Here is a 21459-nt window from a genome sequence, read left to right as displayed (position 1 = left end):
TCGTAGTTCAATGCTGAATCCGATAGCATTCTCGCTGGGGCCGATTCCGGTACACTGGTACGGCATTATTCTGGGGAGCGGCGCACTGCTCGGGCTGCTGCTGGCAATTCGCGAAGGCAAGCGGTTCGGCATTATTCCCGACTTCTTCATGGATTTGCTGCTGATTGGCGTGCCATCGGCCATTGTCGGGGCGAGGCTGTATTACGTTGCGTTCCAATGGGAGCAGTACAAGGACAACCCTATCGACATCATCAAAGTTTGGGAAGGCGGCATTGCCATCTACGGCGCCTTGATCGGTGCGATTATTGCGGCCGTCATCTTTACGCGGCGAAGGGGCTACAGCTTCTGGCGGATCGCGGACATCTGCGCACCGAGCCTGATCACCGGCCAAATGATCGGCCGCTGGGGGAACTTCGTCAATCAGGAGGCGCACGGCGGTGTCGTTGCGGAGAGCTTCCTGCGGGATACGCTGCACCTGCCTGATTTTATCGTGAACCAGATGCTGATCCAAGGCCAGTATTATCATCCTACATTCTTATATGAATCGGTTTGGAACTTGCTGGGGCTGCTCTTCTTGCTATGGCTGCGGCGCCGCTCTTTTGTCCGGGCCGGTGAAGTGTTTGCGGGGTATTTTGCCTGGTATTCGGTAGGCCGTTTCTTCATCGAAGGGGTGCGGACGGACAGCCTCACGTTTGCGGGACCGGACTGGCTGGCTTGGTTCCTGAGAGAATTGTGGTCTCCGATGAACAGCTTCGGATGGGGCGAGATGGAGGCCGGTACAAACATTCGAGTATCACAGCTGCTGGCTCTGCTGCTCGTCATCGCGGCGATTGCATTCGTCGTCATTCGCAGGCTGCGCGGCGGCGAAGTGGTCAACTACTCCGATCCGATCGTTTGCGGCAAGAGCGGTACGGCGGAAGCGGGAGCTGCGGCGCGTTCGGAGCCGGCGGCGCACGAGGATACTTCGGCTACACAACATTGAGCTAGGAGCGGCGTGATGATTACAACGGTATTGTTTGATTTGGACGGCACGATCGTCGATACGAACGAATTGATCATTCAGTCGTTCCTGCATGCGCTGGAAGGCATCACTCCCGAGCCTTTAACCAGAGAGCATATTATCCCGAATATGGGACGTCCGTTAACAGAGCAAATGGTCATGTTCTCGGGACGGGAAGACGTCGAGGATATCGTGAAGAAATACCGGTCGTTCAACGTGTCGAAGCACGATGAGCTGGTGCGCGAGTTTCCGCACGTGCGGGAAGTGATGGCCGAGCTTCGTTCGCGGGGTCTGCGCATGGGGATTGTCACCAGCAAAATCCGGATGACAACCGAAATGGGCCTGAAGCTGTGCGGCTTATGGGACCTGGTGGAGACGGTCGTGACCGTAGACGACGTGACGAAGCCGAAGCCGGACCCGGAAGGCATTCATAAGGCGCTCGCGGCGCTTGGCGGTGCCAAACCGGAGACGGCGCTGATGGTCGGGGACAGCCACTATGACATCGAGGCGGCACAGCGGGCGGGTGTAGGGGCGGTCGGCGTAAAATGGTCGCTCAAAGGCGAGGCTTACTTGCGCCAGTTTAAGCCGGATTACTTAATAGACGATATGCGTCAGCTGCTGGACATCGTGGAAGGGAAGCCGGCCGGCAAGCTGGGCGGACAAACCGTCGTTCCGGAGGAGAGGATGTCTCCTTGAGGAGGACGCAGCGATATCCGGTCGAGGGACCGAACGCATTATGGCAAATATACCGTACCGTCAGCCCATGGAGGTCGGTACGGAATTTTGTTTTTATCCAGCTTGCGCGGTATTGTCCGGTGCTGCCGGTGAAAAATTGGATATACCGCCGGGTACTCGGGATGCAGGTCGGACGGGAGTCGGCGTTCGCACTCATGGTGATGGTGGACGTCTTTTTCCCGCAGCTGATCCGGGTCGGCGATAACTCCATCATCGGGTACAACACGACGATCCTGGCGCATGAATATTTGGTTAAGGAATATCGCCTGGGCGAGGTGCGGATCGGTTCCAACGTAATGATCGGGGCGAACTGCACGATTTTGCCGGGCGTAACGATCGGGGACGGCGCCATCGTCGGAGCGGGCTCCGTTGTGCATAAGGACGTCGCTCCGGGGACGTTCGTGGCGGGCAACCCGATGCGGGTGATTCGCGGTGCGGACGGGGAGCGGGTTAAGGAGTAGCTGAAGGGCGGCTGCTTGGGTTTGTGGTTGGATGGATGGCAGGGGGCTGCCGTCGTTTGCGGTTCAGTGAGTAGGTGGCAGGGGGATTGCCGTGGCTTGCGGTTGAGTGAGTAGTTGGAAGAGCACTTTCTGGGCTACGGCTGGGTGAGTAGGCGACTGGGCGGCTGCCGTAGCTTGCGGTTGAGCGAGTAAAAGGAAGAACGTTCTACCTGGGCAAGCAGCGAGCAGTCGGTTAGCTTAACGGTTTCAGAAGGACTTATTTGCTTGAAATTTCGAACCTTGCTGGAAATAGCGGTTTGCGAGGGACTTATTTGGCGGGAAGTGGCACTGAACGGTATATGATCACGGTTACATAGAAAAATAGGACCTTCGCAAACCGCTGTTTTCAAAATCACAGGCTGAATGTGGAAAATAGAGCCCTGAGAATCCGCTATTCAGGACCATGATGCAGAGTTGGCGGAAGGTGGATCATAAATTCGACGATTTGGATAGGGCGGCACACTTTGGCAAGGGTGAAGCAGTGGATGGTGAATTCGCATATTTGCCCGGTAGGACGCAGATGGTGAATTGCATACTTCCCCGGCAGGACGCAGATGGCGAATTTTATTCGACATGAGCAGTTTGAAGCTGTACGGATGAGCGAAACGAAGCGGAAGATAAAGCGTAATGTGATTTTCCCGGGCGGTACTGGGAAAATCGTTGACGGTATTTCTGCCCCATGGTAAACTTACGAGTAAATTCTTTACTTTGGTAGTATGGTAGCACATTAGCAGACTAAAGTGTCGAGCATATAGAGGTGATTCGATTGTCGAAGCCAAAAGTGTTTGAGAAGCCGACAGGCGTGAAGGATTATTTGCCGGAGGCGGTCGCCAAGCTGCGGGCGGTGGAGTTCCGGGTGCTGGAGTGTATGGAGCGGTGGGGATACCGGCAAATTATTACGCCGACGCTCGAATATTACGATACGGTCGGGGTAGCCTCCTCGACGGAAGACAAAAAGCTGTTCAAGCTGCTTGACCGCAAAGGGCGGTCCGTCGTACTGCGCTCGGAAATGACCGCGCCGATTGCCCGCGTCGTATCGTCGCTGCTGAAGGATCATCCCTTCCCCGTCAGACTGTCGTATCATTCGAACGTGTTCCGCGCCTTTGAGGAGGAAGCGGGGCGGGATGCGGAATTTTTCCAGACGGGTGTGGAGCTTGTCGGCGATGCGTCGTCGGAGGCCGATGCCGAGGTTGTCGCGCTCGCAGTAGCGAGCTTAAGGGCGGCCGGCGTGAAAAGCTTCAAAATCGCGCTGGGCCACGTGGGTTTCCTGAACGGGCTGTTCCATGAGACGCTGCGCGGCCGGCAGGAGGCGCAGACGGCGCTGAAGGAATGCCTTCTGCATCGCGACTATGTCGGGTATCGGGAGACGATTAAAGGCCTCGATGTCGATGCGGACATTGCGTCCGAGCTCGAAGGCATTCTGCGGCTGCGCGGCGGGCAGGAAATTTGCGAGCAAGCGCTTGGCGTCACGAAGGATGCTACGGCGCAGGCGGCGATCCGCCATCTGTGCGAAGTATGGGACGTGCTGAAGGCGTATGGCGTCAGCGAGCATGTGCTGATCGACTTGACGATGATCGGGGATTTTTCCTACTATACAGGACTTACGTTCGAAGGGTACGCGGCGGATCTCGGGTTCCCGGTGTGCAGCGGCGGCCGTTACGACAATCTGCTGGCGCAATTCGGACGGCCGGCTCCGGCTACAGGCTTCGCTTTGAAGACGAACCGCATACTTGAGGTAGTGAGCCGGGAGCCCGGCGAGCAGCCGCACCGGATGCTGCTGCTGTACGATGCGGCGCATCGGGCCGAAGCGTTCCGCACGGCGGCCGACCTGCGTTCGCGGGACGGGATGCTGGTCGAGACGAGGCTGGTGGCGGGCGGCTCAACCGGGGAAGCCCGGACGTCCGACGGTGCGGGAATTCACGTAGAGGTGCTGGCGGACGGCACGTATCAATTCCAGGGTGTCGTCTACGGCGACGTCATTTCGTTTATCGACGAGTAGGAAGCGGGTGCTAAAGATGATGAAAGAAATGCTGAAGGTGGCAATGCCCAAGGGGCGTATCTATAAGCAGGCGTCGAAGCTGTTCCGCAGTGCGGGGCTGCCGGTGCCGGAGGAGATCGACGAGTCGCGCAGGCTGATTATTCCGGTGCCTGAGCTGAATATGGAGTTTATTATGGCGAAGCCGGTCGACGTTCCAACTTACGTGGAATACGGCGTGGCGGATATCGGGGTTGTCGGCAAGGACGTGCTGATGGAGGAAAACCGCAACGTCTACGAGCTGCTTGACCTCGGCATCGCGCGCTGCCGCATGTCGGTCATCGGGCTGCCGGATTGGGAGCCTGTGCTGTATCCGCGCGTAGCGACGAAATACCCGAATGTGGCTTCGCAGTTTTTCCGCGAGAAGGGGCAGCAGGTGGAAGTGATCAAGCTGAACGGATCGATCGAGCTGGCGCCGTTGATCGGGCTGGCCGACCGGATCGTCGACATGGTCGAAACCGGGCAGACGCTGCGGGAAAACGGTCTTGTCGAGCAAGAGGTGCTGTTCCCGATTACGAGCCGTTTGATTGCAAACCGTGTCAGCTACCGGATGAAAAACGAATCGATCCAAGCGCTGTGCGACCTGCTGCAGGATACGATTGCGCAGAAGGCGTAACGGCGGCGGATGAACGGATAACGCGATGTATGAGCGGAAACGAGGGAGGTTGTTGCGGGATGAAAATCATTCCGGGGGCGGAATTTAAGCTGGAGCGCGAGGTCGAGGTCGGCACGCCGGCCCACCAGGAGGCGGTGCAGCGCATCATCGAGACGGTGCGCAAGGATGGCGACGAAGCACTGCGGCGGTATGCGCTGGAGTTCGATAAGGTGAAGGTCGGCGAGCTGCGCGTCAGTGCGGAGGAGCTGGAGGCGGCGTACGCCCAGGTGGACGACGCGTTCTTGTCCGCGCTGCGCGGAGCGGCAGCGAATATTCGGGCTTTCCACGAGAAGCAGAAGCGCACCTCGTGGTTTGATCTGCAGCCGAGCGGGACGATGCTCGGCCAAGTCGTGCGGCCGCTGCGCCGCGTCGGCCTGTATGTGCCCGGCGGCAAGGCGGCGTACCCGTCCTCGGTGCTCATGAACGCCATCCCGGCGATGGTGGCGGGGGTGCCCGAGGTCGTGATGGTGACGCCGCCGGCGACAGCCGGAGCGGGTGCAAGCGGGGGCGGGATCGACCCGCACATTCTCGTGGCCGCGGCCGAGGCGGGCGTGAAGGAGATTTACCGCGTCGGCGGCGCCCAGGCGGTTGCGGCTCTTGCGTATGGGACGGAATCGATCCGGCCTGTAGATAAGATCGTGGGGCCCGGCAACATCTATGTCGCGCTGGCGAAGCGCGCCGTGTACGGCGTCGTCGACATCGACAGCATCGCCGGGCCGAGCGAAATCGTCGTATTGGCCGATGAAACGGCCAATCCGGTATATGCGGCAGCGGACCTGCTGTCGCAGGCGGAGCATGACGAGCTGGCGTCGGCCATGCTCGTGACGGCCTCGCGCACGCTCGCGGAGCGCGTGCAGGCGGAGGTGCAGCGGCAGCTGGAGACGCTGCCGCGCAAGGGCATCGCCGCGAAGTCAGTCGCGGACTACGGGGCGATCCTGCTCGTCGACTCGCTCGACGAGGCGGTGGCGCTCGTGAACCGGCTCGCGCCGGAGCACCTCGAGCTGCTCGTCGCCGAGCCGCATGCGTTGCTGGGCCGCATTGAGAATGCGGGCGCGATTTTCCTCGGGACGTACAGCTCGGAGCCGGTCGGAGATTATTTCGCAGGACCGAACCACGTGCTGCCGACGAACGGGACGGCACGGTTCTCGTCGCCGCTGAACGTAGACGATTTTGTAAAGAAGTCGAGTGTAATTTCCTATAGCAAGCAGGATTTGCTCGCGAACGGCGAGGCGATTATGACGCTGGCTCGGCATGAAGGCCTGGAGGCGCATGCGCGGGCGATTCAAGTTAGGCTGGAGCAAGAAGGGGGAGACAGAGACAATGGATGATCAGGAGCAGCAAGGCCAAGGGCCGCAGCTCGGCGGAGCGAACGATAACGCCGGCAATAACGGCGGTCAGGGCGGCAACAGCGGACAAGATGGCGAAAGCGGCGGTTCGGCGGCTTACGGCGTCAATAGCTACCGTGGGCAACCCGGCAGTGAGCAAGACGAAACTGCGGCAGAGGCCGATAGAGCGGACGGCGAAGCGGCTGGCGCCGAACGCAGCGGTCCGGAGTGGTGGAAGCTTCGTCCGGATTCGGCGGTTCCGGCTAATGGAGCGGAGCAAATCGTAACGGGCACATGGAGCGACGGCAAGACGGTCGCGGATGCGCAGCTGCTGCAGGCAGCGGCGCAAGCGGCGGCGGGGCGCGAAGAGCTGGCGGGAGGCCCGTCGGCAGCGGCGGACGGCAGGGCGAGCGGGGCTGGAGGCGGCTCGGCGGCAGGAAGCAGCGGCGGTAACGGAAACGGCGCAAACGACGGCAGCGGCAATGGCGGGCTAGGCGGCAGCAACAACGGCGGTAATGGAGCGAATGCCAGCAGCGGCGGCAACGAAGGCGGCAGCAGCGTTACCGGCAGCGCCAACACAGGCAGCCCCAACGCAGGTGCCGGTACACCGCTTGGCGAGTATTTGTCGGCTGCAGTGCCGGGCACCAGAACGGCATCGATCGCCCGGAAGACGAACGAAACCGACATCCGCCTGACATTCGGCGTAGACGGCACCGGCCGCTCGGAGATCGAGACGGACGTGCCGTTCCTGAACCATATGCTCGATTTGTTCACGAAGCATGGCCAATTCGATCTGAAGGTCGAAGCGCGCGGCGATATCGACATCGACGATCACCACACCGTCGAAGATATCGGGATTTGCCTCGGCCAGACGCTGCGCGAGGCGCTCGGCAACAAGAAGGGCATTAAACGGTACGCCAGCGTATTCATCCCGATGGACGAAGCATTGGCGCAGGTTGTGATCGATATCAGCAACCGGCCGCATTTTGAATACCGGGCTCAATATCCTTCCGCGAAGGTCGGATCGTTCGAGGTCGAGCTCTTCCATGAGTTTCTGTGGAAGTTCGCGCTTGAAGCGCGCATTACGCTGCATGTCATCGTGCATTACGGCATGAACACCCATCACATGATCGAAGCGGTGTTCAAGGCGCTCGGCCGCGCTCTCGACGAGGCGACAACGATCGATCCGCGCGTGCAGGGGGTTCCTTCGACGAAAGGGGTGCTGTAAAATGAGCCAAATCGCCATTATCGACTACGGCATGGGCAATCTGCACAGCGTCTCCAAAGCGGTGGAACGGCTCGGCTTCCCTTACGTCATAACATCGGACGCCGAGGAGCTCCTGGCAGCGGACGGAGCGATTCTGCCCGGCGTCGGCGCTTTCGGCGATGCGATGGAGCAGCTCGAAGCGACCGGGCTGAAAGACGCGGTGCTCCAATATGCGGCAAGCGGAAAGCCGCTGCTCGGCATTTGCCTCGGCATGCAGCTGCTGTTCTCCAGCAGTGAGGAACACGGCTATCATCAAGGCCTGAATTTGCTGCCGGGCCACGTCGTTCGCTTCCAAGGCGAATACAAGGTGCCGCATATGGGCTGGAACCGGCTGTCGTTTAAGCAGCCTAGTCCGCTGTTCAGCGATCTTGAAGAAGGGCACGTGTATTTCGTGCATTCGTTCCACGCTAGGCCGGAGCTCGTCTCCGACCTGCTGGCGACGACCGACTATTATCAGCCGGTGACGGCGATTGTCGGCCGCGGCAATGTGTACGGCATGCAGTTCCATCCGGAAAAAAGCGGCGATGTCGGCATCAAGCTGCTCGGCAACTTCCTGAGCTTGACGAAGAACGGCAAAGCGCAGGTGTCGAACGCATGAAATTCCGGCCCTGCATCGATCTCCATCAAGGCAAAGTCAAGCAGATCGTCGGCGAGACGCTGCAGCCGGACGACAGCAAGGTCGTCGAAAATTTCGTCTCGGAGCATACTCCGGCCTACTATGCCGGGATGTACAAGGACGACGGGCTGACAGGCGGCCATGTCATTATGCTGGGCGGCGGCAACGAGGAGGCGGCGGCGGAAGCGCTGCGCGCTTACCCCGGCGGCCTGCAGATCGGCGGAGGCATCAATGCCGGCAACGCTCAGCAGTACATTGACCTCGGGGCTTCGCACGTTATCGTAACTTCCTATATTTTTCAAGACGGGAAGCTGAACTGGGATAACCTCGAGGCGGTTGCCGCCATAGTCGGTCCGCAGCGGCTCGTCATTGATTTGAGCTGTAAGGAGAAGGACGGGAAGTATTACGTCGTCACCAACCAATGGCGCACGTTCAGCGATTTTGAAGTGAACCGCGAAGGCATTGCCAGGCTGGAGCCGTACTGCGCCGAGCTGCTTATTCATGCCGTAGACGTGGAAGGCAAGCGCGAGGGCGTGCAGGAGCGTCTGGCGGCCAGTCTGGCGGAGTGGACGACGATTCCGACGACCTACGCCGGGGGAGCGCGGTCACTCGACGATTTGGCCAAATTCCGCGATATTACCGGGGGCCGTCTCGATATTACGATCGGCTCCGCGCTGGATATTTTCGGAGGGCAGCTGTCTTATCGCGATGTTCTGGCCTACTGCCGCAGCATATAACGGTACGTCTGCAGCGCTGAAGCTGCCACCCCTTGATCAAGGAGGTACACACCTTTGCTAGCCAAAAGAATTATTCCATGCCTCGACGTAAAGGACGGCCGCGTCGTCAAAGGCGTCAACTTCGTCAACCTGCGCGATGCCGGTGATCCGGTCGAGCTGGCTGCGATTTATGACCGCGAAGGCGCCGACGAGCTCGTGTTTCTCGATATATCGGCATCCGTCGAAGGGCGGGCCACCATGGTGGAAGTCGTACGCAAGACAGCGGGAGAAATCACGATCCCGTTCACGGTCGGCGGCGGTATTTCATCAACCGACGATATGAAGAGGCTGCTCCGTGCGGGCGCGGACAAAACCGGCATCAATACGGCCGCCGTCACGAACCCGCAGCTCATTTCCGACGGAGCGCGACGCTTCGGCTCGCAGTGCATCGTCGTTGCGATTGACGCCCGCATGAACCCCGAGTGGGGGGAGTGGGAGGTCGTCACTCACGGCGGCCGCAAGCCGACGGGGCTGAAGGCGCTTGAATGGGCAAAGCGCGTCGAGCAGCTCGGCGCTGGCGAAATCCTGCTGACGAGCATGGATGCGGACGGCACGAAGGACGGCTTCGACCTGCCGCTGACCAAGGCGGTGTCGTCGCTCGTTACGATTCCGGTCATCGCCTCCGGCGGTGCGGGCAAAGTCGCCGACTTCTTCGACGTATTCACGGAAGGCCAGGCTGACGCCGGACTTGCCGCTACGATTTTCCACTACAAAGAAATTGCCATTCCCGAGGTCAAGAACGACCTCCGCAGCAAAGGAGTCGAAGTTCGATGACCGAGATTTACGAAGCGGTATCCGTTCCCGCGGACATCAAGTTCGACGTGCAGGGCCTTGTGCCGGCCGTCGTTCAAGACGTCGTGTCCAAAGAAGTGCTCATGCTCGCCTATATGAACGAAGAGTCGCTGCGGCGTACGATCGCCTCAGGCGAGACGTGGTTCTGGAGCCGCTCCCGCGGAGAGCTGTGGCACAAGGGCGCAACGTCCGGCCACACGCAATCCGTCGTGTCGCTGAAGTATGATTGCGACGGCGACACGCTGCTCGTGCTCGTGGAGCAGAAGGGCCCGGCCTGCCATACGGGCAAGTACTCTTGCTTCTATAACGATATCCCAGTGCAAAATCATGCCGAAGGCGCATCCCCGAACGCGGGGCAATCGACTGCGGCGGCGGATCGCTTTGCGATCCTATCCGAGCTTGAATCGCTGATCGCCGCGCGAGAAGCGGAGCGTCCGGAAGGCTCGTATACGACCTACCTGTTCGAGAAGGGTCTCGACAAAATTCTTAAGAAGTTCGCCGAAGAAGCGGCAGAGGTCGTGATCGGCGCGAAGAACAACGACAACGACGAGCTGCGCTACGAGGCCGGCGACGTGCTGTTCCACCTGCTGGTGCTGCTTCGCGAGCGCAAGGTGCCGCTCGATGCCGTGCTGCGCGAGCTGGAAAGCCGCCATCTGAAGGGCGCATCGTCGGATCAAAAATTTTCCCGCAGGAGTGAGATTCGCTGATGTGGATCGATTACCACACGCATCACGTCCGCTGCGGCCACGCCTCCGGCTCGTTGGAGGAATATGTAAGGCGCGGCATTGAGATCGGGCTGACCCAGCTGGGGCTGTCCGATCACATGCCGCTTCTTCATGTGGACCCGGCGACGTATTATCCCGGCATGGCGATGCCGATGGAAGAGCTGCCGAAATATGTAGAAGAATGCTTATACCTCAAGGATAAGTACAAGAACGAGATCGACATCCGCGTCGGACTCGAGGGCGATTATATTGAGGGGTACGAGCGGCAGATTGAGGATATTATAAAAGCATACCCGTTCGACTACGTGATCGGATCGGTTCATTTTCTCGGGGAATGGGACATCTCGGATTCGCGGCAGCTGGCGGGCTGGGAGGGCAAAAGTCCCGAGGACGTGTACCGCCAGTACTACGAAGCCGTGCAGAAGGCGGCGCGGACGGGCTTCTACGACTATATCGGACATATCGACGTGATCAAGCGGTTCGGCTATAAGCCGGCGGAGCCGATGCTCGAGCTGGAGCGGGAGACGCTGGACGTCGTCAAGGCTTGCAACCTCGCCATTGAGCTGAACGCATCCGGCCTGCGTATGCCGTGCGAAGAGATGTTCCCGAGCCGCCGCATGCTCGAGTACGCGCACAGCATCGGGATTCCGATCACGATCGGCTCCGACGCGCATCAGCCGGAGCGCCTCGGTCAGTACCTGGATCAGGCGCGGGAGCTGCTGAAAGAGATCGGAGTTACGCAAATAGCCACATTTTCAGGCAGAAAACGCTCCCTTTCGGGTTTCTAAATTCGACAGTTTTCATGTATAATAGATTTATATTTGGAACGTGGAGGGTACCATGTACAGCGACAAAGTGAAGATTTTTTCCGGCTCCTCGAACCCGAAGTTAGCGGAGCGTATTGCCGCCGAATTGGGGCAGTCACTAGGGATCATCAAGCTTTCGCGCTTCAAGAGCGGCGAAATTTACTGTCTATATGAAGAAAGCATCCGTAACTGCGATGTGTTCCTGGTTCAGACCTTCTCTCATCCGATCAACGAGCATCTGGTGGAGCTGCTGGTCATGATGGACGCCGCCAAAAGGGCATCCGCCAAAACGATCAACATTGTCCTCCCGTACTATGGTTACTCCCGTCAGGAGCGAAAGGCTGCGCCGCGCGAGCCGATTTCGGCGAAGCTGGTGGCAGACCTTCTGCAAGCCGCAGGCGCGGATCGTGTCGTCACGATTGACCTGCATGCACCGGCAATTCAAGGATTTTTCGACATTCCTGTCGATCATTTGACTGCGCTTGATCTGATCAGCGACTATATTCGACGCAAAGACATCCGCAATCCGGTCGTCGTATCGCCGGACGCGGGACGCGCTTCCGCCGCGGAGAAGATGGCGAACGTGCTCGACGCTCCTTTCGCGATCATGATCAAGAAGCGTCCTGCTCATAACGAAGCTGTGATCACGCACTTGATCGGTGAAGTGGCCGGCTACACGCCGATCATCATTGAGGACCTGATCGACACCGGCACGACGATCGTCAACGTTGTCGAAGGGCTGAAGGAGCGCGGGGCCGAGGACGCCTTCATCTGCGCGACGCACCCGGTATTTTCCGGCCCGGCGATCCAGCGTCTCGATCATCCGAATATTAACGAGGTCGTCATCACCGACTCTATCGCGGTCGAGGAAAGCCACTCGGACAAGTTCAAAATTCTTACGGTAGCACCGCTGCTCTCCAACGCGATTCGCATTATTTTGGAAGGCGGCTCCATCAGTTCGCTGTTCAAATACGGCGGGGTTTAATACCCCGTCTTTTTTATGCGTGAAGATATGGCTGCGTTACCTTCTTCACAGACACCCTGCCATTTACTGTATAGAAGAGCTCCCCCGAGAGGAATCGAATAAGGATTTAGTTGATAGCATTCCGACTAACATTAATGTAAAAAGTGCAGCCATTCCTGCTAGTCAAGCTATCGTCGTGCTAATAAGACTGTATTTTCGCAGTAATCGTTCCGAGGTATTCAAGACAGTACACGATTTCCTGTACATTTGCAGGCTTTCCTTCTACAAGTGCTTCAATGTTTCGTGTTGGGTCGCAAAGCCGACCGTATTTTGGTAGATGGGCCGGTTATAGGAGTAAATCATCCTTTCGCCGCAAGCGACTGAAGCGTACGGACGCGGTCCGGTGGGAGATGCCCAGGTGCGGCACAACATCGATTGGCCGTAACGGCCGAACCAGCATGCAGGCAAGCCTCCGGTCTGAATGATATTGAAGGAACCTCGTGTGAGCTTCTTCTTTTAATGGCATACGTTCAAATGCAGAACGCCCCGAGCCTTTCCTGCAGAAAGGATTCGGGACGTTCTTCGTCGCATGCAGCTATTGTTGTGGTACAGCCGGAAGGAATGCTCAATACCGTCAGAGCACCAGAAACATCTGCCAAAGCGACATACTCCTATCGGTGAAATTGTAGCTGCATCGCGAGGCGAATATGGAGCAAACCTGCTGCTAGGTGTACAATGGAACTAAAATGGAGGTGCTTGACGATGAGATCGCTGGCTATAGTAACGGCGCTAGGTTTTGCAGTATTGTTGGTCCTATCTTTCATCCAGGACGGTAGCTTTAAGTCTACTCAAATTATGGGTAACCCCCATGCGCCCGAAAAGGCCATCAACTTGAGTCCTCCTGCTCGAATAGAAGTTGGAGGCCAGGAAGTCATCATTTTGAAGGTTATCGACCAATCAACTTATACACAGTAGGCCGCGTCCCGGCCGAAAGCAGGAGCTTGTCTGTATTTTTCAGGTATAATCAACTGCTCCGCCGACTTGCTTATTGGGAAATAGCCTCGAATGTGATATAATTTGCGTAGCTTCATATTTTTTGTAATAATTCTAAACAACAACAGGAGGTGCCGAGCAATGGAGAAGAAGAAGCGCCTATCCGCACCCGGGACAATGAGCAAGCCGAAAGTTATCGACATCCAGATGGATGCGGCGTTCTTTTTCGAACGGGCGGTGCAATCTCTCGACCGGTACCATTACGATAAGGCACTGAAATATTTCCGCCGGGCGGCCGAGTACGAGCCGAACAATCCGGTGAATCACTGCAATTTGGCGGGCGTTCTGTCCGAGACGGGCAAGTATGAGGAGTCGAATCGCTTGCTGCAGCACGTGCTCGAATCGATCGATCCGGCCATGACGGAATGTCATTTTTACATGGCTAATAATTACGCCAACATGGAAAACTACGAGCAGGCCGAGAAAGCGCTCCTTCTTTATTTGGAGCAGGACGAATACGGGCAGTTCCTGAACGAGGCGGAGGAGATGATGGAGTTCCTCTCGATCGAGCTTGGGCGTCCCGTGCAGCCGAATTCGATCAAGTCGCGCGAAGGCTTCTACGAGCACGATAAAGCGCGGGCGCTGCTCGAAGAGGGCAAATTCGCCGAAGCGGTGCGCCAGCTGGAGAAGCTTCTGAAGAAGCATGAGGATTTGACGGCTGCGCGCAATAACCTGGCCCTGGCGTATTACTACATGGGACAGTTCGAGAAGTCGATGGCGACGATTCACGACGTGCTGGAGCGCGATCCCGGCAATCTGCACGCGCTGTGCAATCTGGCGATTTTCCATCAGCACTTCGGAAACAAGAAGGAGCTCGGCGAGCTGCTCGACGTTCTGCGCAAGACATATCCGTATCACGCCGACCACGTATTCAAGCTGGCGACGACGATGGGAATCTTGGCGGAACACGAGAAGGCGTATCATCTGTTCAAGCGGCTGCTGAAATCCGGCGAAGCGGGACTCGAGCCGTGCCTGTATCACTATGCTGCGGTGGCGGCGACGAATATCGGGCGCTATATCGAGGCGGAGAAGCTGTGGCGGCAGGCGCAGAAGGCCGACCCGGAATCGAATATTCCGGCGTTCTATCTCGGGCAGCTGGAGCTGCTGAGACGCGGCGAGCCGAAGCCGAGCTTCAGCTACCATTACCATCTGCCGTTCGAAGAGCAGTTCAAGGTGCTGGAGAAGACGCAGCAGGGCATTCCGGAGCATCTGAAGAAGGATCCGCTTGTGCGCTCGTCGTTCTTCTGGGCGCTGCGCCACGGGGATGCCGATACGAAGCTGCAGGTCATTCAGGCGTTCGGGCTGATTGCCGATAATGAGGTGCAAGAAGCGCTGCGCGATTTTATCCAGGATCCGGCGGAAGACGATTACCTGAAGAAGGTGGCGATCTTCGTGCTGCGCGCCATCGGCGTCGGCGAGCCGCTCAAGGTCGTGCTCGACGGCCAGACTTTGGTGCTGGAGGCGTCGCCGTACTCGCCGAAGCTGCCGCGTTGGGAAGCCAAGTGGCAGTCGGTTATGGATAAAGCGGTTCAGACGATGAACAAGCGCTACGACATGATCCAGCAGCACGATCTCGAGACGCTGTGGGTCGAATTCCTGACCCGCGTCTACCCGACGGTCCCGAAGATCACGAAGGTAGAAGGCTGGGCGGCGGCTCTGGAATATTTAATTGCCAAGATGCACCGCAAGGCCATTTCGTATTACGAGGTGGCGGCACGTTATAACGTCGGGGTGGCGACGGTCAGCAAGAACGTCAAATGGATCGACGAAGCGTGCGGATTGCGGGAGAAAATGGATGCGATTTTCCCTAAGCTGCCATAGCCGGGGATTGTATGCCGGTCAGGCTGCTCTCAGGGTGTCGATAGAGAGAGGAGAGGTGTGTATGTCTACTACGTACAAATCTGTTGTAATCGGAACAGGCCCGTCCGGCCTGACAGCCGCGATTTATTTGGCACGCGCCAATCTGAACCCGCTTGTTATTGAAGGTCCGGAGCCTGGCGGCCAATTGACCACGACGACGGATGTCGAGAACTTCCCGGGCTTTCCCGAAGGGATCATGGGTCCCGAGCTGATGGAAAATATGCGCAAGCAAGCGGAGCGCTTCGGCGCGCAGTTCAAGACCGGCTGGGTCAACAAGGTCGATCTGTCGAACCGCCCGTTTAAGCTGACGGTGGAAGGCCATGGCGAGATTGTCGCGGAGACGCTGATCATCTCGACTGGCGCTTCGGCGAAGTATCTCGGGATTCCGAACGAGAAGGAAGCGCTCGGGCGCGGCGTCAGCGCATGCGCGACTTGCGACGGCTTCTTCTTCCGCGGCAAGAAAATCATCGTCGTCGGCGGGGGCGACTCCGCGATGGAAGAAGCGAACTTCCTGACCCGTTTCGGCTCGGAAGTGCGCCTGGTGCATCGCCGCAACGAGCTTCGCGCTTCGAAGATCATGCAGGACCGCGCGCGAGAGAATCCGAAGATCAAGTGGAGCCTGAACCATACGCCGCTGGAAGTTGTGCTGAACGCCGAAGGCAGCGTTGCCGGCCTCAAAGTGAAGAACAACGAGACAGGGGCGGAAGAAGTATTCGAGACGGACGGCATCTTCGTGGCGATCGGCCACAAGCCGAACACCGAGTTCCTCGGCGGGCAAATTACGACCGACGATGTCGGCTACATCGTAGTGAAGCCGGGCACGACGCAGACGAACGTTCCGGGCGTATTCGCTTGCGGCGATGTGCAGGATAAGCACTACCGCCAAGCGATCACGGCTGCGGGCAGCGGCTGCATGGCGGCGCTCGACGCGGAGAAGTTCCTCGAGGGCAACTCGGTGCACGACTGGAGCGAGACGCTGAGCAAGTAAGCTTCCGGTGAGGGCTGAATTAGGGAAATATGTAGGGCTGGGTCAGGGCTTCATGCCTTGGCTCGGCCTTTTTGTGTTGTTCGGCGGAAACGGAATGGAGCGGCTGCGGCGGCTTTGTAATTCGGTCGGGGCCGGGGACGACTATAACCATGCTGAAAACTACCGGGGCCCCGCCAGCGGCCGCCCTCTTAACCCCGCATGAATGCTCGTCCCCAACACCGCTGCAGCAAGCAACGAACCCCGACAACCGTTATAAACGCACTCTCCCCCTCATATACATGCTTAATATATTTGACCCCCGCGGAGGAGGTGCGCTCTTGATTGAATTTCGCGGAGTAACTAAGCACTTCGGTCAGACACAGGTGTTGAAGGACATCAACCTGACCATTCGCAAGGGCGAAGTCGTCGTCATTATCGGACCGTCCGGCTCCGGCAAAAGCACGCTGCTCCGCTGTATCAACCGCCTGGAGGAAGTGACGGACGGGGAGCTCACGGTGAACGGCGCTTCCGTTACGGCGAAGCGGACCGACATCAACAAGCTGCGCAAGGAGATCGGGATGGTGTTCCAGCATTTCAACCTGTACCCGCATATGAGAGTACTCGACAACATCACCTTGGCCCCCATGAAAGTATTGAAAATGCCGCCGGCCGAAGCGCAGCAGCTCGCCCGCTCTTATCTGGCGAAGGTCGGGATCCCGGAAAAGGCGGACGCCTACCCGTCGCAGCTGTCGGGCGGTCAGCAGCAGCGGGTCGCGATTGCCCGCGGATTGGCGATGAAACCGGCCGTCATGCTGTTTGACGAGCCGACCTCGGCGCTCGATCCGGAAATGATCGGCGAGGTGCTGGACGTGATGAAGACGCTGGCCCGGGAGGGCATGACGATGGTCGTCGTTACGCACGAGATGGGCTTTGCCAAGGAGGTGGCCGACCGGATCGTCTTTATGGATCAAGGGCAGATCGTAGAGGAAGCGCCGCCGTCGCAGTTTTTTACAAGTCCGCGTGAGACCAGGACTCAGCAGTTCCTGAACCGGCTGCTGCATCATTAACCAAAAGGGGGACCTCTCCATGACGAATACCCGCCAAACCCAATCCAAGTGGATTCCGGCTGCTATCGCCATGCTGCTGTTCGCACTGCTTCTATCCGCCTGCGGCGGTTCGCCGGCCGCACCGGCAGCGGGTGGATCTTCTACATCGAACGCTTCGTCCTCCGCCGGTGCTCTGGACGCCATCAAGCAGCGCGGCAAGCTGATCGTCGGCGTCAAGTACGATACGTTCTTGTTCGGCTTCAAAAATCCGGCAAGCGGCCAGGTCGAGGGCTTCGACATTGACGTTGCGAAGGCGATCGCCAAGAAGATTTTGGGCGATGAATCGAAGCTCGAGCTGAAGGAAGTGACATCCAAGACGCGCATTCCGATGCTGCAAAACGGCGAGATCGACGCCATCATCGCTACGATGACGATCACGGATGAGCGGAAGCAGCAGGTTGATTTTACCGAGGTATACTTCAAGGCGGGGCAGTCCCTGCTGGTGAAGAAGGGAAATCCGGTGCAGTCGATCGCCGATCTGAAGAAAGGGACGAAGGTGCTGGGAGCGAAGGGCTCGACGTCCGTGCAGAACATTAGGCAGAAGGCGCCGGAGGCTACCGTCCTCGAATTCGACAATTACCAGGACGCGTTCGCTGCGCTCAAGTCCGGCCAAGGCGACGCTCTGACGACGGATAACGCGATCTTGTACGGTATGGCGAAGCAGGACCCGAACTTCCAGGTCGTCGGCGGCACGTTCACGGATGAGCCATACGGCATCGCCGTAAAGAAGGGCAACGCCGAGCTGCAGAAGCTGATCAACGATCTTCTCAAAGAGATGCAGCAAAATGGCGAGTACGATAAGCTGTACGAAAAGTGGATCGGAGAGAAGCCGACCAAGTAAATGAGCCCGTCCCGGGGGTGAACGGCTGAATGACGGCTGTTCATCCCTTTGCCTATCCCCCGCTTAGAAGGAGGGAAACACTTTATGATCGATATCTCCATATTAACGAAGCACCTGGATCTGTACCTGCAAGGCTTCGCCCATGTGGTCGCGGCCAGTTTGCTCGCTATGCTGGGCAGCTTCGTGCTCGGGACGTTCGTCGCCGTGCTGCGCATCACCCCGAACCGCCTGTTGAACGCGATAGGCGCCGCTTACGTGGAGATCATCCGCAACCTGCCGCTGCTCCTTGTTGTGTACGGGTTTTACCTGCTGCCGGGGGCTCTGGGGCTGCAGGCGATCGACGGCTTCACCTCCGGTACGCTCGGGCTCATCGTCTACACGGCTTCGTTCGTGGCGGAAGCGGTGAGAGCGGGCATTCTGTCGGTGCCGAAAGGACAGATGGAGGCGGCTCGGGCATCCGGGCTCACTTACGTGCAAGCGATGCGGCATATCGTTTTGCCGCAAGCGATTCGCATCGTCATTCCGCCGATTGGCAACCAGTTTCTCAATATTGTGAAGAACTCCGCCATCCTCGGCGTTGTCGCCGGATTCGACCTGATGTATTACGCCGACATCATCTCTACGCAGACGTTCGTCACGTTCAGTCCGTACTTGTTCGTCGGGATGTTTTACCTCGTTCTCACGATCCCGATCAGCTTCGCCGTGAAAGCTTTGGAACGCAAATACGCCAAGACACAGGGGTGATCCCGCATGGATTTTCTCGGAGCCTACGAGCTGCACAACGTCCGCTTTCTGCTGGAAGGCTTGCTCGTGACGCTGGAGGTGGCGGCGGTGTCCATCGTGCTCAGCTTTGTCCTGGGCTGCGTTCTCGCTTCCATACGCTATGCTCATATTCCGGTGCTGGCTCAGGCGACGGCCGTATGGGTGGAGACGATCCGGAATTTGCCGCTGCTGCTGATCATTTTTTTCACCCACTTCGCTCTGCCCGAGGTTGGGCTCAAGATGAACGTGTTCGTCTCCACGATCGTGGCGATGACGGTGTTCCAGTCGGCGATGCTGTCCGAAATCGTCCGCGGGGGGCTCGCGTCCATCGATAAGGGACAGATTGAAGCGGCGCGGGCGTCGGGCCTCACCTCCGCGCAGACGCTTCGCTATATCGTGCTGCCGCAGGCGCTGCGCCGCATGGTGCCGCCGACCGTGTCCCAATTCATCGCTCTGCTGAAGGATACGTCGCTGGCGACGATTATCGCGCTTCCGGAGCTTGTCCACAACATGAACATCGTCAAGAGTCAAAATGTCAACTTCACGCTGCCGGCGTTCCTGCTTGTCGGCTTGATGTATTTTGTCGTGAATTATTTGTTGTCCCGAATCGCAGGGAAGCTGGAGTTAAAGCGGGCCTAGCTTGACATTGGCAACCGGCTTCCACATGCTGAGAAGCCTTGACCTGCCCCAAGCCATCGCTTATAGTTGGAACAGGAGTATATCCCGTACACCATTCCTACCATGAGGTGAATTGATTCGATGGATAAGATTTACGTTGGCGTCGATATCGGCGGTACTACAATTAAAGTGGGGCTTTGTGACGAAGAAGGCAACCTGACTCATACTTATGAGGGGCCGACGGATGCCGATCAGGGACCCGACACGGTACTTGACCGTATCGCCGAATATGTGAAGAAGATTGTCGAACAATCCTCCTACACGTGGGAGCAGGTTGGGGGGATCGGGATCGGCATTGCCGGATTTATGGACATTCCGGAAGGCTTCGTGAAGCTGTCGCCGAACTTCCCGGGCTTCCGCAACGTGCCGGTGAAGAAGACGCTGGAAGCGAAGCTGGGCAAGACGGTGAAGATCGACAACGACGCCAACGTGGCGGCGCTGGGCGAAGCGTGGGGCGGCGCGGGCCGCGGTATATCGAATATTGTCGCCTTTACGCTGGGTACCGGCGTCGGCGGCGGCATCATTATAAGAGACAAAATTTATCAAGGCGCAACCGGCATGGCCGGCGAGCTGGGCCACATGGCGATCGTGCCGGATATCGAGGCGATTAAGTGCGGCTGCGGCCAAACGGGCTGTCTGGAAACCGTCTCGTCGGCAACGGGCATCGTGCGCATGGCGAAGGAAGCCGTAGAACGCGGCGAGACGACATCGCTCAGCGAGCTGGAGAGAATTGAAGCGAAGGACGTATTCGATGCGGCGAAGGCCGGCGACGAAGTCGCTCTGCGCACTGTGAACCGGGCCGCTTACTATCTCGGCCGTTCGATGGCTACGGTAGCGGTTGTTGTGAATCCGAAGCGTTTTATCGTTGGCGGCGGCGTATCGAAGGCGGGAGACATATTGTTCGAGCCGATCCGCGAGACGTTCCGCAAGTATGCGCCGGAGGCTGCGCAGGAAGGCGTCGATATCGTCCCTGCAACGCTAGGCAACAACGCCGGCGTGGTCGGTGCGGCCGGCCTCATTCTGCGCGGTTAAACCCGGCAGCCGGTTCGGTTGTCATCATCGATTTGCAAGAAGCAAAGCGGGAGGGAACGTATCCATGGACGAAACTCTGGCACCGGCGAAGCTGGTCATTATTACCGGCATGTCGGGAGCGGGAAAGACGATAGCGGTGCAGAGCTTGGAGGACCTCGGATTTTTCTGTGTCGACAACCTTCCGCCGGTACTGATACCGAAATTCGCCGAACTGATCGAGCAGTCGCAGGGCAAGATCGGGAAGGTGGCCTTGGTGATCGACTTGAGGGGACGTGAGTTCTTCACATCGCTTCAAGAGTCACTGAAGTATATTAGAGAGCATTTTACCATTACTTATGAAATCTTATTCCTCGATTCGACGGATAATACGCTTGTACAGCGTTATAAGGAAAGCCGCCGGCGCCATCCGCTCGCCCCGGAGGGACTGCCGCTCGAGGGCATTACGCTGGAACGCAAGCTGCTCGAAGAGCTGAAGGGCATGGCGACACAGGTGATCGACACAAGTGCGCTCAAGCCTGCCCAGCTGAAAGAGAGAATCGTATCCCGCTTCACGAATTTGGAATCGAACCGGATCAACATCAATTTCGTTTCGTTCGGATTCAAATACGGGGTCCCGATTGATGCGGATTTGATCTTCGACGTGCGGTTTCTGCCGAATCCTCACTATATCGAGAATTTGCGTCCGCTCACGGGACAAAACCCGGAAGTATATGAATATGTTATGAAGTGGACGGAAACGCAGGAGTTTCTCGCGAAGCTGACGGATATGCTGCATTTTCTCGTCCCTCATTACAAGAAGGAAGGCAAGAGCCAGGTTGTAGTCGGCATCGGCTGCACCGGAGGCAAACACCGCTCGGTGGCGATTGCGGAGTATTTAGGCAAGCTGCTGGACAATGACGAAAACGGACAAGTGCGTGTCACCCACCGCGACTCGGAGAGGGATCGCCATTAGCACGAGGAAGCC

Annotated in this window: 21 protein-coding genes; all 21 read left to right on the top strand. The window is 58.1% G+C overall.

The annotated features are described in order from the left end of the window. Window positions 1-10 precede the first annotated feature (10 nt). The 21 genes from lgt to rapZ all read left to right on the top strand — a co-directional run bounded on the left by lgt (window position 11) and on the right by rapZ (window position 21447). Complete coding sequence (gene lgt, locus ACFFK0_RS05310; RefSeq protein ID WP_377468900.1) at window positions 11-982, top strand: prolipoprotein diacylglyceryl transferase; 972 nt, start codon at window positions 11-13, stop codon at window positions 980-982. Between the two features lie 15 nt (window positions 983-997). Then, window positions 998-1696, top strand: a complete 699-nt coding sequence (gene ppaX, locus ACFFK0_RS05305; protein WP_377468899.1) for a pyrophosphatase PpaX — start codon at window positions 998-1000, stop codon at window positions 1694-1696. Next, a complete protein-coding gene (locus tag ACFFK0_RS05300) occupies window positions 1693-2196 on the top strand; it encodes an acyltransferase (RefSeq protein ID WP_377468897.1) in 504 nt (167 codons plus the stop codon). Before ppaX ends, ACFFK0_RS05300 begins: the two co-directional genes overlap by 4 nt. Before the next feature lie 805 nt (window positions 2197-3001). Continuing rightward, the gene (locus tag ACFFK0_RS05295; RefSeq protein WP_377468896.1) at window positions 3002-4234 is read left to right on the top strand and encodes an ATP phosphoribosyltransferase regulatory subunit; all 1233 of its coding nucleotides are present in this window, start codon (window positions 3002-3004) and stop codon (window positions 4232-4234) included. 19 nt (window positions 4235-4253) lie between these two features. Continuing rightward, entirely contained in the window at window positions 4254-4886 is a 633-nt protein-coding gene (gene hisG, locus ACFFK0_RS05290) for an ATP phosphoribosyltransferase (RefSeq protein WP_377468910.1), read from the top strand. Window positions 4887-4945: 59 nt separating this feature from the next. Continuing rightward, window positions 4946-6253 carry a histidinol dehydrogenase gene (hisD, locus tag ACFFK0_RS05285; RefSeq protein ID WP_377468895.1) on the top strand — a complete coding sequence of 436 codons (1308 nt, stop codon included), beginning with the start codon at window positions 4946-4948 and terminating at the stop codon, window positions 6251-6253. Window positions 6254-6872: 619 nt separating this feature from the next. Continuing rightward, window positions 6873-7478: an imidazoleglycerol-phosphate dehydratase HisB gene (hisB, locus tag ACFFK0_RS05280; RefSeq protein ID WP_377468909.1), complete on the top strand. Its 606-nt coding sequence runs from the start codon at window positions 6873-6875 to the stop codon at window positions 7476-7478. Between the two features lies 1 nt (window position 7479). Continuing rightward, window positions 7480-8115, top strand: a complete 636-nt coding sequence (gene hisH, locus ACFFK0_RS05275) for an imidazole glycerol phosphate synthase subunit HisH (protein ID WP_377468894.1) — start codon at window positions 7480-7482, stop codon at window positions 8113-8115. Then, window positions 8112-8870 (top strand): phosphoribosylformimino-5-aminoimidazole carboxamide ribotide isomerase, encoded by a 759-nt coding sequence (gene hisA, locus ACFFK0_RS05270; protein ID WP_377468892.1) that lies wholly within the window; start codon window positions 8112-8114, stop codon window positions 8868-8870. Before hisH ends, hisA begins: the two co-directional genes overlap by 4 nt. 54 nt (window positions 8871-8924) lie before the next feature. After that, window positions 8925-9683, top strand: a complete 759-nt coding sequence (gene hisF / locus ACFFK0_RS05265; protein ID WP_377468891.1) for an imidazole glycerol phosphate synthase subunit HisF — start codon at window positions 8925-8927, stop codon at window positions 9681-9683. Further along, the gene (gene hisIE, locus ACFFK0_RS05260; protein ID WP_377468889.1) at window positions 9680-10408 is read left to right on the top strand and encodes a bifunctional phosphoribosyl-AMP cyclohydrolase/phosphoribosyl-ATP diphosphatase HisIE; all 729 of its coding nucleotides are present in this window, start codon (window positions 9680-9682) and stop codon (window positions 10406-10408) included. The genes hisF and hisIE overlap by 4 nt, the downstream gene beginning before the upstream one ends. After that, the gene (hisJ, locus tag ACFFK0_RS05255; protein WP_377468887.1) at window positions 10408-11214 is read left to right on the top strand and encodes a histidinol-phosphatase HisJ; all 807 of its coding nucleotides are present in this window, start codon (window positions 10408-10410) and stop codon (window positions 11212-11214) included. Before hisIE ends, hisJ begins: the two co-directional genes overlap by 1 nt. A 52-nt stretch (window positions 11215-11266) precedes the next feature. Next, window positions 11267-12217 (top strand): ribose-phosphate diphosphokinase, encoded by a 951-nt coding sequence (locus tag ACFFK0_RS05250; protein WP_377468886.1) that lies wholly within the window; start codon window positions 11267-11269, stop codon window positions 12215-12217. A 1113-nt stretch (window positions 12218-13330) separates the two neighbouring features. Then, window positions 13331-15070, top strand: a complete 1740-nt coding sequence (locus ACFFK0_RS05245; RefSeq protein WP_377468885.1) for a tetratricopeptide repeat protein — start codon at window positions 13331-13333, stop codon at window positions 15068-15070. 61 nt (window positions 15071-15131) lie between these two features. After that, window positions 15132-16097: a thioredoxin-disulfide reductase gene (trxB, locus tag ACFFK0_RS05240; RefSeq protein WP_377468884.1), complete on the top strand. Its 966-nt coding sequence runs from the start codon at window positions 15132-15134 to the stop codon at window positions 16095-16097. A gap of 317 nt (window positions 16098-16414) precedes the next feature. After that, window positions 16415-17143, top strand: coding sequence for an amino acid ABC transporter ATP-binding protein (locus ACFFK0_RS05235; protein ID WP_377468883.1), 729 nt, complete (start codon window positions 16415-16417; stop codon window positions 17141-17143). A gap of 70 nt (window positions 17144-17213) precedes the next feature. Next, entirely contained in the window at window positions 17214-18023 is an 810-nt protein-coding gene (locus ACFFK0_RS05230) for a glutamate ABC transporter substrate-binding protein (protein WP_512700670.1), read from the top strand. An 84-nt stretch (window positions 18024-18107) separates the two neighbouring features. Further along, window positions 18108-18767 (top strand): amino acid ABC transporter permease, encoded by a 660-nt coding sequence (locus ACFFK0_RS05225; protein ID WP_377468880.1) that lies wholly within the window; start codon window positions 18108-18110, stop codon window positions 18765-18767. A gap of 6 nt (window positions 18768-18773) precedes the next feature. After that, complete coding sequence (locus ACFFK0_RS05220) at window positions 18774-19424, top strand: amino acid ABC transporter permease (RefSeq protein ID WP_377468879.1); 651 nt, start codon at window positions 18774-18776, stop codon at window positions 19422-19424. 120 nt (window positions 19425-19544) lie between these two features. Further along, window positions 19545-20495, top strand: coding sequence for an ROK family glucokinase (locus ACFFK0_RS05215; protein ID WP_377468878.1), 951 nt, complete (start codon window positions 19545-19547; stop codon window positions 20493-20495). A 64-nt stretch (window positions 20496-20559) separates the two neighbouring features. After that, entirely contained in the window at window positions 20560-21447 is an 888-nt protein-coding gene (gene rapZ / locus ACFFK0_RS05210; RefSeq protein WP_377468877.1) for an RNase adapter RapZ, read from the top strand. The last annotated feature ends 12 nt before the right edge of the window (window positions 21448-21459 follow it).

Origin of the sequence: Paenibacillus chartarius (assembly GCF_042432825.1) — a bacterium.
Taxonomy (GTDB): Bacteria; Bacillota; Bacilli; order Paenibacillales; family NBRC-103111; genus Gordoniibacillus; species Gordoniibacillus chartarius.
This window is presented reverse-complemented; position numbering and strand designations above follow the sequence as displayed.

Excerpts from the sequence above, each read along its gene's own strand:
- hisH (WP_377468894.1), top strand. The coding sequence starts at position 7,480 with ATGAGCCAAATCGCCATTATCGACTACGGCATGGGCAATCTGCACAGC.
- trxB (WP_377468884.1), top strand. The coding sequence starts at position 15,132 with ATGTCTACTACGTACAAATCTGTTGTAATCGGAACAGGCCCGTCCGGC.
- hisG (WP_377468910.1), top strand. The coding sequence starts at position 4,254 with ATGAAAGAAATGCTGAAGGTGGCAATGCCCAAGGGGCGTATCTATAAG.
- rapZ (WP_377468877.1), top strand. The coding sequence starts at position 20,560 with ATGGACGAAACTCTGGCACCGGCGAAGCTGGTCATTATTACCGGCATG.
- lgt (WP_377468900.1), top strand. The coding sequence starts at position 11 with ATGCTGAATCCGATAGCATTCTCGCTGGGGCCGATTCCGGTACACTGG.
- ACFFK0_RS05250 (WP_377468886.1), top strand. The coding sequence starts at position 11,267 with ATGTACAGCGACAAAGTGAAGATTTTTTCCGGCTCCTCGAACCCGAAG.
- hisJ (WP_377468887.1), top strand. The coding sequence starts at position 10,408 with ATGTGGATCGATTACCACACGCATCACGTCCGCTGCGGCCACGCCTCC.
- ACFFK0_RS05230 (WP_512700670.1), top strand. The coding sequence starts at position 17,214 with ATGCTGCTGTTCGCACTGCTTCTATCCGCCTGCGGCGGTTCGCCGGCC.
- ppaX (WP_377468899.1), top strand. The coding sequence starts at position 998 with ATGATTACAACGGTATTGTTTGATTTGGACGGCACGATCGTCGATACG.
- hisD (WP_377468895.1), top strand. The coding sequence starts at position 4,946 with ATGAAAATCATTCCGGGGGCGGAATTTAAGCTGGAGCGCGAGGTCGAG.
- hisIE (WP_377468889.1), top strand. The coding sequence starts at position 9,680 with ATGACCGAGATTTACGAAGCGGTATCCGTTCCCGCGGACATCAAGTTC.
- ACFFK0_RS05220 (WP_377468879.1), top strand. The coding sequence starts at position 18,774 with ATGGATTTTCTCGGAGCCTACGAGCTGCACAACGTCCGCTTTCTGCTG.
- ACFFK0_RS05215 (WP_377468878.1), top strand. The coding sequence starts at position 19,545 with ATGGATAAGATTTACGTTGGCGTCGATATCGGCGGTACTACAATTAAA.
- ACFFK0_RS05225 (WP_377468880.1), top strand. The coding sequence starts at position 18,108 with ATGATCGATATCTCCATATTAACGAAGCACCTGGATCTGTACCTGCAA.
- ACFFK0_RS05245 (WP_377468885.1), top strand. The coding sequence starts at position 13,331 with ATGGAGAAGAAGAAGCGCCTATCCGCACCCGGGACAATGAGCAAGCCG.
- hisA (WP_377468892.1), top strand. The coding sequence starts at position 8,112 with ATGAAATTCCGGCCCTGCATCGATCTCCATCAAGGCAAAGTCAAGCAG.